Genomic DNA, 13,727 nt, shown 5'->3' on the forward strand with positions numbered 1-13,727 from the left:
TCCCAGCTTGTAGGGACGGGCGCTTTTTTGGTGCCCAACGGGCGTGCGCGCCCACGACATGAAAGGGGTACCGTGGCAAACGAGTACAAGCAGACGATGAATCTGCCCAAAACCGGTTTTCCCATGCGTGCCGGTCTTTCCAAGTTCGAGCCCAAGCGACTCAAGGACTGGCAGGACAACAAGGTCTACGAGCAGGTTCTGAAGAAGAACGAGGGTCACAAGAAGTTCGTGCTGCACGACGGCCCTCCGTACGCCAACGGCCCGATCCACATCGGCCACGCCATGAACAAGATCTCCAAGGACATGATCAACCGCTACTGGATGATGCAGGGCTATGAGGTTCCCTATGTTCCCGGTTGGGACTGCCATGGCCAGCCGATCGAGCATAAGGTCGAGGAGAAGCTCGGCACCGAGAAGTTCAACCAGACCTCCACGGCTAAGATCCGTGAGCTTTGCAATAAGTTCGCTGTCGAGAACATCGAGCTGCAGAAGGCCGGCTTCCGTCGCCTGGGCGTGCTCGGCGATTGGGACAACCCCTATCTGACGCTCTATCACCAGCATGACGCCGCCGACATCGAGGTTTTCAAGGCCATGTTCGACAAGGGCATGATCTATCGCGGTCACAAGCCCGTCCACTGGTGCAAGCACTGCCATACCGCACTTGCTGAGGCCGAGATTGAGTACTCCGACGAGACGAGCCCGTCCATCTTCGTGCGCTTTGAGATGACCTCCAAGCCCGTCGGCCTCGAGAACTTCGACGGCCCGGTTGACTTTATCATCTGGACGACCACGCCGTGGACCATCCCCTCCGACCAGGCAGTTTCTCTCAAGCCCGGTGCCGCCTACGTCGCCGTTGAGCACGACGGCCGCGCCGAGGTCATGCTCGAGGACCTGGCTCCCAAGTGCTGCGAGGAGTTTGGCTGGGAGTACACCCCGGTTGTGGTCGACGGCAAGCCCTATGTGGTTCCCGCCGAGACCTTCCATCACATTCACTATAAGCAGCCGATCTTTGACGGTGTTGAGGGCGTGGCACTGTTGGCCGATTACGTCGGTGTCGATGACGGTACCGGTATCGTCCACAACTCGCCCGGTCACGGCGTCGACGACTACTTCGCCTGCCTCAAGGAGGGCATCACCGACATTTGCATGCCGGTCGATGACGACGGCAAGTTCTACACCGGCGAGGAGTTTGGCACCGGCGGCCCCTTCAGCGGCATGGATACCGACGAGGCCAACCCGCACATCATCGAGTTCCTGCGCGAGCGCGGCACCCTGGTCCTCGAGAAGAAGATCACGCACAGCTATCCGCACTGCTGGCGCTGCAAGCACCCGGTGCTCTTCCGTGCTACCGACCAGTGGTTTGTCTCGATGGACAAGACCGGCTTGCGCGAGCAGGCTGGCAAAGAGGTCCGCGAGAACGTTAAGTGGTATCCGGCCCACGCGGCCAACCGCATCCGCGCCATGGTCGAGCAGCGTCCCGACTGGTGCATCAGCCGTCAGCGCAACTGGGGCGTGCCTATCCCCAGCTACACTTGCGCCGACTGCGGTGAGAAGGTCATGAACGACGCCACGCTCGACGCCGTCATCAAGCTCTTCCACGAGAAGGGCTCCGACGCCTGGTTCACCGACGCTCCCGAGAGCTACCTGGGCGAGGCCTGCGTCTGCCCCAAGTGCGGCGGCCATCACCTCAAGGCCGATAAGGACATCCTCGACGTGTGGTGGGATTCCGGCGTCTCTTGGAAGGCCGTCTGCGAGTACCGTCCCGAGCTGGAGTATCCGGCTGATGTGTACCTCGAGGGCTCCGACCAGCACCGCGGTTGGTTCCAAAGCTCGCTGCTCACCTCGGTGGGCGCCAACGGCCACGCTCCGTACAAGGCGGTTGTCTCGCAGGGCTTCACCCTCGACGGCCAGGGCCGTAAGATGTCCAAGTCGCTCGGCAACGTCATCGACCCCAATAAGGTCTGCGACGAGATGGGCGCTGACATCATCCGTCTGTGGGTTGCATCCGTCGATACCAGCTCCGACGTGTCCATCGACCACGAGATCCTTGCTCGTACGTCCGATGCCTACCGTCGTTTCCGCAACACGCTGCGCTTCCTGCTCTCCGAGCTCGAGGGTCAGTTTGAGCCCGAGACCGACGGCGTCGCCTTTGCCGACCTGCTGCCGCTCGACAAGCTCATGGTTGCCCGCCTGACTCAGGTTCAGGCCGAGGTCGACGACGCCTACGCCAGCTACGAGTTCCCGCGCGCCTACCGTGCGCTTTATGACTTCGTGGTTACCGAGCTCTCCAACGTGTACCTCGACGCCCTGAAGGACCGTCTGTACTGCGACAAGCCCGGCTCGCTCGAGCGTCGCAGCGCCCAGACCGTGCTGGCCGAGCTCTTCTCGATGCTCATGCGCGACCTGCAGCCGATCCTGTCCTACACGGTTGACGAGGCCATGGCATATGCGCCCGCTGGCTGCGTCGATCACCAGAAGTACGCCGCGCTGCTCGATTGGTACAAGTCGCCCATCACGGTCGACGAGGCCAATGAGTTCGAGGGCGTGCTCGAGGCTTCTCTTGAGCTCCGTAGCGCCGTGACCAAGGCCCTTGAGGATGCCCGTTCTGCCGGCACCTTCACCAAGAGCCAGCAGGTTCGCGTCAAGGCGGTCGTTCCCGCCGAGATGTACGCGCTGCTGACTGGTGACAAAGCGGTCGACCTGGCCGAGTTCTACATCGTCTCCGATGTTGAGCTGACCCAGGGCGAAGAGCTTTCCGTCTGCATTGATGCTGCCGAGGGCGAGTGCTGCGACCGTTGCTGGAACTACCGCACCACCGTCGGCGAGTACAACGGCCACGCTCATATTTGCAAGCGCTGCGCCGATGCTTTGTAGGTTACGGCGTTCGTAGAACGCCGTAACCTACCTACGCTGCAAACGCCCCTAAGCGGCAATCTGACGTTCAATCGTCGGTCGCGTACCAAAGTACGCTTCCCTCCTCTTTCACGTCACCTTGCTCGCTTAGGGACGTTTTCGCTGTTGGTGACGATAACGCGGCGTTTCCATTGCTGGAGCTAGAGGCTTTCTTTCGACTTGCGTTTTTAGTCGAAAGCTATTAAGCGACATTCCGTTATTCGGAATGTCGCTTTCGTTTTTAGCTGGTTATTTCGCTTGCGTTGGTGGATATGTCGTGCGTTCTGCGTATGGCAATATAAGATAGTTCTTTGTATTAAACGTAATTCGATGTTCTTGAGGGTAGGGGATTGGTTTGGGTCGTGCTGGGGAAATGACGCCGCCTTTGCGTTGGCGGTTGGGTGTTGCTGGTGGGGTGGCGCTCGTTGTGCTGCTTGTTGACCAGCTGACCAAGCTTGCGGTTCGTGCCGTGGGCGAAGCTTTGCATGTGACTGTCATCCCCGGTGTCATCGACTTTATGTTTGTCCGCAATATCGGTGCTGCCTTTAGTATGGGCGAGGGGCATGGCATCGCGTTTGCCGTGCTGGCGTTGGCGGTCATTATCGCTATTGCCGTGTACCTCGTTCGTGCACCCCAGCTTGGCCATCTTGAGGTTGTGGGCATGGCGATGGTTGCGGGCGGTGCTATCGGCAACGCTATCGATCGTTTGGCCTTTGGCTTCGTGACCGATTTTATTGCCACCACCTTCGTCGACTTCCCCGTCTTTAATGTGGCCGATATCGGCATTACCTTGGGCGTCGTGCTCGCCCTCTTCGGTTACATGTTCTTGAGCCCCGCTGCCCGTGAGGTCGATGCGACCGCCGAGCTTAACGCCCGTGACGAGGCCCGCGCTAAGCGCAAGGCCCAGCAGCGTGGGGAGCGTGCCCGCAAGATTCGCGAAAGGAATGAGCGCTAATGGCCGACATCCATATCCTTGTTGCCGACGATGCCGCTGGTCAGCGTCTTGACGCCTATCTGGGCTCCAATGACGGCTGCCCCACGCGCTCTGCCTGCGCGCATCTGATTGAGGGCGGTGCCGTATGTGTCAATGGCGAGACCTGCCTGTCTAAAAAGCACGCCGTGCGAGCCGGCGACCGTATTTCGGTCGATTTGCCCGAGCCGCACGATCCCACCGATGTGATTCCCGAGGCCATCCCGCTCGACATTCGCTATGAGGACGACTATCTCATTGTGCTCTCCAAGCAGCGTGGCCTGGTGTGCCATCCCGCCCGCGGCCACGAGAGCGGCACGCTTGCGAACGCCTTGGTCTACCACTGCGGTATCGATCATCTTGGTACCGTGCAGGGTGAGGACCGCCCCGGCATCGTGCATCGCCTGGATCGCGATACCTCGGGCCTTATGCTCGCGGCAAAAGACGACGACACCCAGCGCGCGCTTCAAAATCTCATTCGCACGCGTACGCTCGACCGCCGCTATATCACGCTTGTCCACGGGCACATCGCCATGGACGAGGGCACCATCAATACCGGTATCGCCCGTTCTACGCGCGACCGCGTCAAGATGGCGGTTTCGGGCGACCCCTTTGCCCGTCAGGCCATTACGACCTTTAAAGTCCTCGAGCGCTTTGATTCCACGCGCTTTGACGATGGTTATACGCTCGTTGAGTGCCATCTGTTTACCGGTCGCACGCACCAGATTCGCGTGCATATGCGTCATATCAACCACGCCTGCGTGGGCGATCCACTCTACGGCAAGTGCGATGCGCGCGCCGACCAGGGCCTGACCAGGCAGTTCCTTCATTCCTGGCGCGTGGCGTTCGACCATCCCGTGACGGGGGAGCGCATTGAGTGCCGCGACGAGTTGCCGTGGGATCTCGCTGCGGTTCTCGACGATCTGGCTCCGCGCTCGCTTGGCCGCACCGCCGCCGGCGACGACATCGTCCCGCAGCTTGGCCTTCTCGAAGCCTAGCCGGTATTAGGTGGTTTCTTGAACTCGGTAAGCCTGCGGTAAGATATACGGTTGTTTACGTAACGCGTTCTCGGGAGCCTGCATGCTCGCCTTTTTACAAACTAACACGCCCATCGTGATCTTTAACCAGATTGTGGTTACGCTGCTCACGGTCTGCTTTCTGTACCAGGTGGTCTTCTTTGTCATTGGCGCTCTTCGTGGCGAGGTCGCGCCTCCCAAGGCCAAAAAACTCCATCGCTATGCCTTTTTTATCGCGGCGCATAATGAGGAGGCCGTGATCGCCAACCTCGTTCGCTCCATCAAGGACCAGGATTATCCGTCCGAGCTCATCGAGGTTTTCGTGGTCGCCGATGCCTGCACCGACAACACGGCGCAGCTCGCGCGCGAGGCCGGTGCCATTGTTTACGAGCGCAATGACCTGGCCCGCAAGGGCAAGAGCTGGGTCATGGACTTTGGCTTCGACCGCATTCTCAACGAGTATCCCGACACGTTTGAGGGCTACTTTATCTTCGATGCCGATAACGTTATCTCCCGCGATTACGTTTCCAAGATGAATGATGCCTTTGACCAGGGCTTCCATGTGGTCACGAGCTATCGCAATTCCAAGAACTTCGGCAGCTCGTGGATCTCGGCTGCTAATGCCACGTGGTATCTACGCGAGGCGCGCTTCCTCAACAACGCGCGTAATATCTGCAAGACGTCCTGCGCTGTTTCGGGTTCGGGCTACCTCATCTCCGCCAGCGTTATCGAGGGCATGCACGGTTGGCAGTTCCACACGCTGACCGAGGACATTCAGTTCACCACGTTCTGCGCCATTCACGGCATTCGCATTGGCTATGCGCCGGCGGAGTTCTTTGACGAACAACCCGTGACGTTTAAGGCGTCCTGGAAACAGCGCATGCGTTGGACCAAGGGCTTCTACCAGGTGTTCTTTACTTACGGTAAGCACCTGGTCAAGTCGATCTTCCGCTACCATCGCTTTGCCGCCTACGACATGTTCATGACGATCGCCCCGGGTATGCTGCTGTCGCTCATCTCGATGCTCGCCAATGCGACGTTCCTGATCGTGGGTGGACTCTCGCACGGCTTTTTGGCTACCGAAGTCGAGATGCAGGCCTGTGCCGCTTCGCTCATTATGACCTTCGCCATGATGTATCTGACTTTCTTTATCCTGGCGCTGCTCACGACTATCTTTGAGTACAAGCACATTCACTGCGCGCAAAAGTGGCGTCTGGTGACTAACCTGTTTACCTTCCCGATCTTTATGTTCAGCTATATCCCCATCACGGTGGCCGCGCTGTTCCTGAAGGTCGACTGGGTCCCGACGCAGCACGCCGTCAGCGTTACCCTTGACGAGGTCATGCAAGGCGCCAAATAACCACCACCAAAACCACCGCAAAGGGGACAGGCACCTTTGTGGTGGTTTTTGCTTTTGAGCAGCTGCTCAAGGAGGTTTTCGATGATCTATATCCCGTTTTGGATTTGCATCTTTGCCGGCGCGTGGATTGATGCCCGTGAGCGGCGGTTTCCCAATGAGCTTGCCGGCGCATGTGCCGTGGCGGCGTTAGCAGGCGTTTGGCTCGACAGGGGCGTTAACACTGCACTTGATCATGCCGGTCTTGCGGTCATCGTCTACCTTGCCCTTGTGCTTACTGAGTCGCTCTGGCGGCGCCTTCGTCAAGCCCCGGGGATTGGCATGGGGGACGCCAAAGCACTCTTCGCGCTTTGCACGCTCGACCCTATGGGTGGCATCGTGGCATTTGCCGTCGCACTCCTGGCCCTGGCCCTCTCCTGCCTCTTCACAAAATCGCGCTCCCTGCCATTGCTCCCGTTTTTAGTGCCGATTTTTGCCATAATCGAGGTCGTGGGCTGCACTCTGTAACCGATTGCGCATCGTTCTTAAGGAGCATGCCATGGCAACTAATCAAGAAACGGCCGCCATCAAGGCGCGTATGGACCGTATTCCTTCGGCGTTGTCGCCCGAGCTCGTCGAGCGCATTGCCGCCAATCGTGCTTCGGGCACTGTCAATCCGTATCGTTGCAACGACGACCAGGTCATTCGTCGTGTCGATCGCGATGCGGACAAAGGCACGCTTATGCGTCCGGCGTTTATGCGCGATACCGAAAAAATCCTCCATCTACCGGCGTACACCCGTTATGCAGGCAAAACGCAGGTTTTTAGCTTTCGAAGCAACGACGACTTGTCGCGTCGTGGTCTACACGTGCAGCTCGTCTCGCGCATTGCGCGCGATATCGGTCGCGCCCTCGGGCTCAACTGCGATCTGATTGAAGCGATCGGTCTGGGTCACGACTTGGGGCACACGCCTTTCGGCCATGCCGGCGAGCGATTCCTCAACGATATCTATCACGAGCGCACGGGTCGTTATTTTTTCCATAACGTGCAGTCGGTCCGCGTGCTCGATGCGCTGTACGGTCGCAACGTGTCGCTTCAGACGCTCGATGGCGTGCTCTGCCACAACGGCGAGTACGAGCAGCGTGTGTTCGAGCTCTCGGACATGGGTTCCTTTGACCAGTTCGATCGAACCGTCGAGGATTGCATTGCCACAGGCTATAGCGCAATTGAGCACTTGCGCCCCATGACGCTTGAGGGCTGTGTCGTTCGCATCTCGGATATTCTTGCCTATGCGGGGCGTGATCGCCAAGACGCCATTGCGGCGGGCCTGCTGTCACCCGACGCTTTTGACGATGGGCTTGGCGGAGCATACAACAGCTGGATTCTCACGCATGCCTCTATCGATATCGTCGAGCACAGCTATGGCAAGCCGCGCATCGAGATGAGCGAGGACCTGTTCGAGGAAATCCGCCGCGCTAAGCGCGAGAACTACGAGAAGATCTATAGCAAGGGCGGCATCGAGGGCGACTCCGAAACGGAGCTGCGCGAGGCGTTCGAAAAGCTCTATGACCGTTGCCTGCAGGATATAAACGAAGGCGACGAGTCTTCGTATATCTTTAAGCATCACATTTCGCGCATTGAGCGGCAGCTTTCCTACTACAATCGCACCTATGCATGGCAGGATGATAAAGATCAGACCGTAGTGGATTACATTTCGAGCATGACGGACGGCTATTTCTGTGAGCTGACGAGCAAGCTGTTCCCGGGGCTGAAGTTTCCGCATCGTACCTATATTAACGAACGGTAGTTCGTATATTTTCGGTATACTGTTGAGGAACAACGATTTTGATGGATGCACGGGATGGCTATGGACGACCTTTTTTCTGCCTCGACGCGCGAGCGTTCCTTTAAAAATGCGCCGCTTGCGGTGCGCATGCGCCCCAATTCGCTCGACGAGTATGTGGGCCAGCAAAAGGCCGTCGGTAAGGGCTCATGGTTGCGTGCCGCGATCGAGCACGACGTGCTTTCGAGCGTGATTCTGTACGGGCCGGCCGGTACGGGTAAGACGACGCTGGCCCACATTATCGCCAACCATACCAAGAGCGAGTTTGTCGAGGTCAGCGCCGTCACGGGTACCGTGAAGGACCTGCGTCGCGTGATTGATGAGGCCAAGACGCGCCTGAATACGTACGACCGTCGCACCATTCTATTTATCGATGAGATTCACCGCTTCTCTAAGTCGCAGCAGGATGCCCTGCTGCATGCAGTTGAGAACCGTACCGTCATTATGATTGGCGCTACGACAGAGAACCCGTACTTTGAGGTCAACTCGGCACTGTTGTCGCGCGGGCGCGTGGTGGAGCTTGAACATCTGAAGGATGAGGATATCGCCACGCTTATTGAGCGTGCGCTCGAGGCACCACAGGGCTTGAACGGAAAGTTCTCGGCCGATGAGGATACGGTCAAGACCATTTGCACGCTGGCAGCGGGTGACGCTCGCTCGGCGCTCACGACGCTCGAGCTTGCGAGCGAGATTGCCGTCACGCGTCCCGATACCGAGGGAACGCCAGCGCCTGCGGCGGGGGAGCGCTATCCCATCACCGTGGATGACGTGAAGATTGCCAACCCGCGTCGCGGCTTTACGTATGACAAAAACGGCGACATGCACTACGACATCATCAGTGCGTTCATCAAGTCCATGCGCGGTAGTGACCCCGATGCCACGATCTATTGGCTCGCGCGCATGATCGATGCTGGGGAGGATCCTAAGTTTATCGCTCGCCGCATTATGATTCACGCTTCTGAGGATGTTGGCAACGCCGACCCGCAGGCGCTTTTGGTGGCGCATGCCGCGTTTAAGTCTGCCGAGGTCATTGGCTATCCCGAGTGCCGCATTAACCTGGCTCAGGCTGCACTCTATGTGTGCTTGGCGCCAAAATCCAACGCGTGTGAGGCTTCGATCGATGCGGCGCTGGCCGATATCCATTCTAGTGGGCTTCGCGAGGTGCCGAGTTATCTGCGCGATCGCCATCGCCCGGGCAGCGATGAATACGGTGTGTATAAGTATCCACATGATTATCCCGGAGGCTGGGTCGATCAGCGCTATTTGCCCGAAGGCTTGGAACGCGGTGCATTTTGGCAGCCTGCCGGGCGCGGCTGGGAAGAGTGGCGCGTAGAGCAAAGCGAACGAGACCGCAGCGGGAATGCACCGAGGTAGCTGCTGATAATTTTGTCCCACGTTGCTGCTCTTGGCATGTTCGGCCCCCTTTGGGGTACCATGAAAAGCGTCTGTATTTCGATTCTTCCGGGAGGCTTGTATGAGTCCCATTCAAATCGCCCTGCTGCTGCTCGCCGTTGCCGGCGTGTGGGCCATCGCTGAGCTCGCGCTTACCCTGCGCAAGACCCGCAATGTTGTCGACTCGCTCGATAAGACCGTGAACGACCTCAACAACACCATCGCCGAGGCTCAGCCTGTGGTGGCAAAGCTCGATGGCGCTGTCGATGAGCTTACGCCGGCGCTTGCCCAGATGGAGCCGCTGCTTAAGTCGAGCAAGACGGCAGTTGATGCCCTTACCTCCAATCTCGTAGAGGTCGAAGCCGTGGTTCGCGACATTTCCGAGGTTACGGGCAGCATGGCCGAGGCCAGCAATGCTGTGTCGAGCGTGACCGACTCTGCCGCCGGTGCTGTGCAGAAGCTCTTCAATAAGGTGAAGGCTCCTGCAGCCGACGCCGATCGCAAGCTCGCCGCTGCCGCTGCGGAGGCCGAGCAGCCTACCGAGCGCATCCTAATTGGCGAGGACGAGGCCGCCGCGGGCGACGATGATGGTCAGAAGTCTGTATCCAAGCCGGCTCAGTATTACACCTATACGCCCGCCGAGACCTCTGAGGAGTCCTGCGATGAGTAGCGAAGCAACCTGCCCTATCACGCTGACCGTTGCCGGTGACCCGCGTCTCGCTCGCCTTGTGCGCATGACGGCAGCCAACGTTGGTGCCCTGTGCTCTATGTCTGTCGATCGCATCGAGGACATCCGCATGGCTGCTGAGGAGGCTTTCATCTTTGGTTGCACCGCGGTCGACTGCGATGACATCACCATCAAATTCGATGTCGATGAGACCCACGTTGGCATGACTATTACCTTTGGCGACCAGGCTACGGTCGATGAAGACGACCAGGCTGCGGTGTATGCCGAGCTCATCCTCGCGAGCGTGTGCGACTCCTACGAAAAGACTGCGGCGCCCCTGACGCTTTCCCTCGACCTCAAGGCGGATATCTAATATGACCGAACGTTCCCGGAGCGGCAAGACCGCTTGGGACAAGGAGAAAACCCGCGAGCTGTTTCGTCGCTACAAAGAAACCGGTGATCCGGACGCGCGCGAGCAGCTCGTCATGTCCCATATGAACCTGGTAAGGTTTCTTGCCAACAAATTTAAGAATCGCGGCGAGCCGCTCGACGACCTCATGCAGGTCGGCTATCTGGGTTTGCTCAAGGCTATCGACCGCTTTGACCCCGAGCGCGGGCTCGAGTTCACGACGTTTGCAACACCCACTATCCTGGGCGAGATCAAACGCCATTTTCGCGACAAGGGCTGGAGCGTGCGCGTACCTCGTCGTCTGCAGGAGCTCTCGGCCAAGGTCAACCAAGCTACTGACAAACTTACCAACGAGCTGCAGCGTTCGCCCAAGGTTGAGGAGATCGCTGAGTATCTAGATGTGACTGTCGATGAGGTCCTCGAGGCTATGGAATCGTCTTCGGCCTATACCTCGGTGCCCATCGAGGCTCCTGGTGCGTCCGATTCCGACGATGCCCCCTCGATTCTCGACCGTTACGCCGACGACGACAACGAGCTCGACTTTACCGATGACCGCCTAGTGATCGAGGAAGCCATCCGTGATTTCTCGCCGCGCGAGCGCGAGGTGATCGAGCTGCGCTTTGTGAAGGGCATGACCCAGATCGAGATCGCCAAGAAGCTTGGTATTTCTCAGGTGCAGGTTTCGCGTCTGCTGCGCCGCACGCTTAAGAAGATTCAGGACAAGATCGACCCCGACGGAGTGATGATTCGTTCATGAGTGAGCACCCCCAACAAACCGATCGCGTGCTGCGCGACACTCGCATTCTGACGCTGCGCATTTGGGCTGTTGTCGGCTGCATTGTCATCGCCGCTGTCATCTTTAACCTTATGGGCATCCTGGCGCCGGTTATTGAGTTTCTTGCCGTCGGCTCCATCATTGCCTTTGTGATGTCCCCGATCACCAACTGGCTCGAGCACCATGGCGTGAATCGCGGCATCGGTTCGCTTATCGCGCTTATTGTTGTTGTTGCCGTGCTCGTCGGTGTCGTTTGTATCTTGTCGCCGATTCTCTTTGGTCAGATCATGGAAGTCCTGAGCCGCCTGCCCGAGCAGCTTCGTGTTGCAGGTGGCGATCTCAACGAGATGATCTCGCATGCAAAGACGCTCAACAACACGCCGCTCAAGGAGTATTTGGACGATAATCTTTCGTCGCTGGTTGCCGTGGCATCGAGGTATGTGTCTCAGATTGCCGCCGAGCTTGGTCGTGGTGTGTTCCCACTCATCACCAATACGGCCTCGCAGCTGTTCGTTATCTTCCTTGGCCTGGTGCTTGCCTACTGGATGGCCTGCGACTACCCTCGCATGCACCACGAGATTTGCACCATCATCGGTCAGGAGAAGGAGACCTCGTACCGCTTTATGGTCGCCATCCTTTCTCGCTCTGTCGGCGGCTACATGCGCGGTATGGTCGTGACGTCCATCTGCGGTGGTTTCCTCGCCTTTATCGGTTTTATGATCATCGGCCATCCGTATGCGGCGCTCATGGCTATCTTTACCGGCATCATGCATTTGGTTCCGGTCGTCGGTCCCTGGGTGAGCGCAGCAATCGCCACGGTGCTCGGTTTCATGTTCAGCCCCATGTTGGCGTTATGGACGCTCATCGTGACGATGGTCGCGCAAAACGTCACCGATAACGTCATTTCGCCCAAGGTCATGCAGAGCTCGGTGCAGGTGCATCCCATCATGAGCCTCACGGCGCTCGTTATTGGCTCGGCACTCATGGGCCCCATCGGCATGATTATTGCCATCCCGCTTTGTGCGGCCCTCAAGGGTATCTTCGTGTACTACTTCGAGAATGAGACCGGCCGACAGCTTGTGGCCTATGACGGCGCCGTGTTTAAGGGCACGCCGTACCGCGATGCCGATGGCAACCCGGTCGCCGCCTACGACGCGCTCGGCGACGACACCTTCATCTACGAGTCCGAGCTCATCGGCAACGAGACTGCGCCCGAGGCCAAGGCCATGCCCAAGCCCGATCTCGATAATCCCTGGATCAAGCTCTCTGGTCTGCAGCCCGATGCGACGGGCTTCTTCAAGAACCCCTTCGCTAAGGATGACGATTCCAACACGGATGACGACACCAAAACCGGCATCGACGGCTCCATGGACGATTCGGATTCTAAATAGGTTCTATTAACGTTTCTTGAAGTTGTAAATGACAAGAAACGCGACCAAAGCGATTGATAAGGGGCCGGCTACATAGAAAAAGAGAACGTCAATTGCGCGTAGAGTGTAATAAGCCTTATCGCCGGACATTACTGTATACAATACGTATCCAAATGATGGTTGGTTTGCGTACCAGCATGAGAAGGCCAAGAGCGCTAAAAGTGCTACAACCAGAAGTGCATTCAGGACAAATCGTTTGCTTTTCATCGATCGCTCCTTCCGGGTGAATCTTATATGCAATTATACAGCAGTCCTTTTTCAAAGGATCGCGCAGTACTAAATAACGTGCACTTTCGCTGGAGGGCCTTGATTATCAACTTCATCCGAACACTTCCCACATTCATCCGCACATGTGCGGATGAATGTGGGAACCCGATACCTTGAGGGCCGGACCGGCCGGCCCCGGGAGATCGGAGGACGGCATGTCCGGAAAGAAGAATATGGGCTCCGCGAGGGCGGTCCCGAGGGCCTACGGAAGGCTCACGAGGCACGAGCGGGACACGGTCCAGAGGATGCTGGAGCGCGGGGCCTCGTGCAGGGAGATCGCGAGGGAGCTGGGCAGGTCGCCCTCGACGGTGAGCGCCGAGGTGGCGTCGCACAGGTTCGTGACGGCGCCGAAGTCCAGGCGCGGCGAGCGCGTGGACGCCTCCGCCGACCTGTCGGCGGCCTGCCCGCGCCTGGCCGCGTGGCCGCGATGCTGCAACGGCTGCGGCCGGTACCGCGCGATCGGCTGCAAGCGCCGCCCCCACGTCTTCTACGAGGCCCGGGCCGCGCAGCTGTGCGCCGACTCGGTCCTCGTCTCGTCCAGGCGCGGGATAGACGCCGACGAGCCCGCCGCGGCGGCCAGGCTGGAGGCGATAAGGGACTGCCTGCGCCGGGGGCTCTCGCCCGAGCAGATGGCGGCGCGCAACGGCGGCCCGGTGGACCTGTCGCCGTCGACCATCTACCGCTGGGTCTCGGCGGGCTACGACGGCATGACCAACATGGAGCTCAGGCG

The 13,727-nt window shown here is 58.7% G+C and carries 12 protein-coding genes; all 12 read left to right on the forward strand.

From position 1 onward, the window contains the following. The first annotated feature begins 96 nt into the window (after positions 1–96). Positions 97–2,874 (forward strand): isoleucine--tRNA ligase, encoded by a 2,778-nt coding sequence (gene ileS / locus AB5Z54_RS02965; protein ID WP_438265563.1) that lies wholly within the window; start codon positions 97–99, stop codon positions 2,872–2,874. 445 nt (positions 2,875–3,319) lie between these two features. Then, on the forward strand, positions 3,320–3,847 hold the full coding sequence (gene lspA, locus AB5Z54_RS02970) for a signal peptidase II (RefSeq protein WP_368135094.1): 528 nt from the start codon (positions 3,320–3,322) through the stop codon (positions 3,845–3,847). Then, complete coding sequence (locus AB5Z54_RS02975; protein WP_368135093.1) at positions 3,847–4,860, forward strand: RluA family pseudouridine synthase; 1,014 nt, start codon at positions 3,847–3,849, stop codon at positions 4,858–4,860. The genes lspA and AB5Z54_RS02975 overlap by 1 nt, the downstream gene beginning before the upstream one ends. Positions 4,861–4,942: 82 nt before the next feature. Continuing rightward, positions 4,943–6,238, forward strand: coding sequence for a glycosyltransferase family 2 protein (locus tag AB5Z54_RS02980; protein WP_195503175.1), 1,296 nt, complete (start codon positions 4,943–4,945; stop codon positions 6,236–6,238). Between the two features lie 81 nt (positions 6,239–6,319). Further along, the gene (locus AB5Z54_RS02985) at positions 6,320–6,742 is read left to right on the forward strand and encodes a prepilin peptidase (protein ID WP_195625080.1); all 423 of its coding nucleotides are present in this window, start codon (positions 6,320–6,322) and stop codon (positions 6,740–6,742) included. A gap of 31 nt (positions 6,743–6,773) precedes the next feature. Beyond that, positions 6,774–8,021, forward strand: coding sequence for a deoxyguanosinetriphosphate triphosphohydrolase family protein (locus tag AB5Z54_RS02990; RefSeq protein ID WP_195919164.1), 1,248 nt, complete (start codon positions 6,774–6,776; stop codon positions 8,019–8,021). 60 nt (positions 8,022–8,081) lie between these two features. Next, a complete protein-coding gene (locus AB5Z54_RS02995; RefSeq protein ID WP_368135092.1) occupies positions 8,082–9,431 on the forward strand; it encodes a replication-associated recombination protein A in 1,350 nt (449 codons plus the stop codon). A gap of 100 nt (positions 9,432–9,531) precedes the next feature. Beyond that, positions 9,532–10,119 carry a hypothetical protein gene (locus tag AB5Z54_RS03000; protein WP_368154385.1) on the forward strand — a complete coding sequence of 196 codons (588 nt, stop codon included), beginning with the start codon at positions 9,532–9,534 and terminating at the stop codon, positions 10,117–10,119. Continuing rightward, the gene (locus AB5Z54_RS03005; protein ID WP_117746030.1) at positions 10,112–10,489 is read left to right on the forward strand and encodes an ATP-binding protein; all 378 of its coding nucleotides are present in this window, start codon (positions 10,112–10,114) and stop codon (positions 10,487–10,489) included. The genes AB5Z54_RS03000 and AB5Z54_RS03005 overlap by 8 nt, the downstream gene beginning before the upstream one ends. Position 10,490: 1 nt before the next feature. Continuing rightward, positions 10,491–11,282 carry an RNA polymerase sigma factor SigF gene (locus AB5Z54_RS03010; protein WP_022094589.1) on the forward strand — a complete coding sequence of 264 codons (792 nt, stop codon included), beginning with the start codon at positions 10,491–10,493 and terminating at the stop codon, positions 11,280–11,282. Further along, complete coding sequence (locus AB5Z54_RS03015) at positions 11,279–12,691, forward strand: AI-2E family transporter (protein WP_368135571.1); 1,413 nt, start codon at positions 11,279–11,281, stop codon at positions 12,689–12,691. Before AB5Z54_RS03010 ends, AB5Z54_RS03015 begins: the two co-directional genes overlap by 4 nt. A 461-nt stretch (positions 12,692–13,152) precedes the next feature. Then, positions 13,153–13,727, forward strand: a 575-nt coding sequence (locus AB5Z54_RS03020) for a helix-turn-helix domain-containing protein (protein WP_368160139.1), incomplete at its 3' end; no start/stop codon positions are given.

This window comes from Collinsella aerofaciens (assembly GCF_040910185.1).
Taxonomy (GTDB): Bacteria; Actinomycetota; Coriobacteriia; order Coriobacteriales; family Coriobacteriaceae; genus Collinsella; species Collinsella aerofaciens_BF.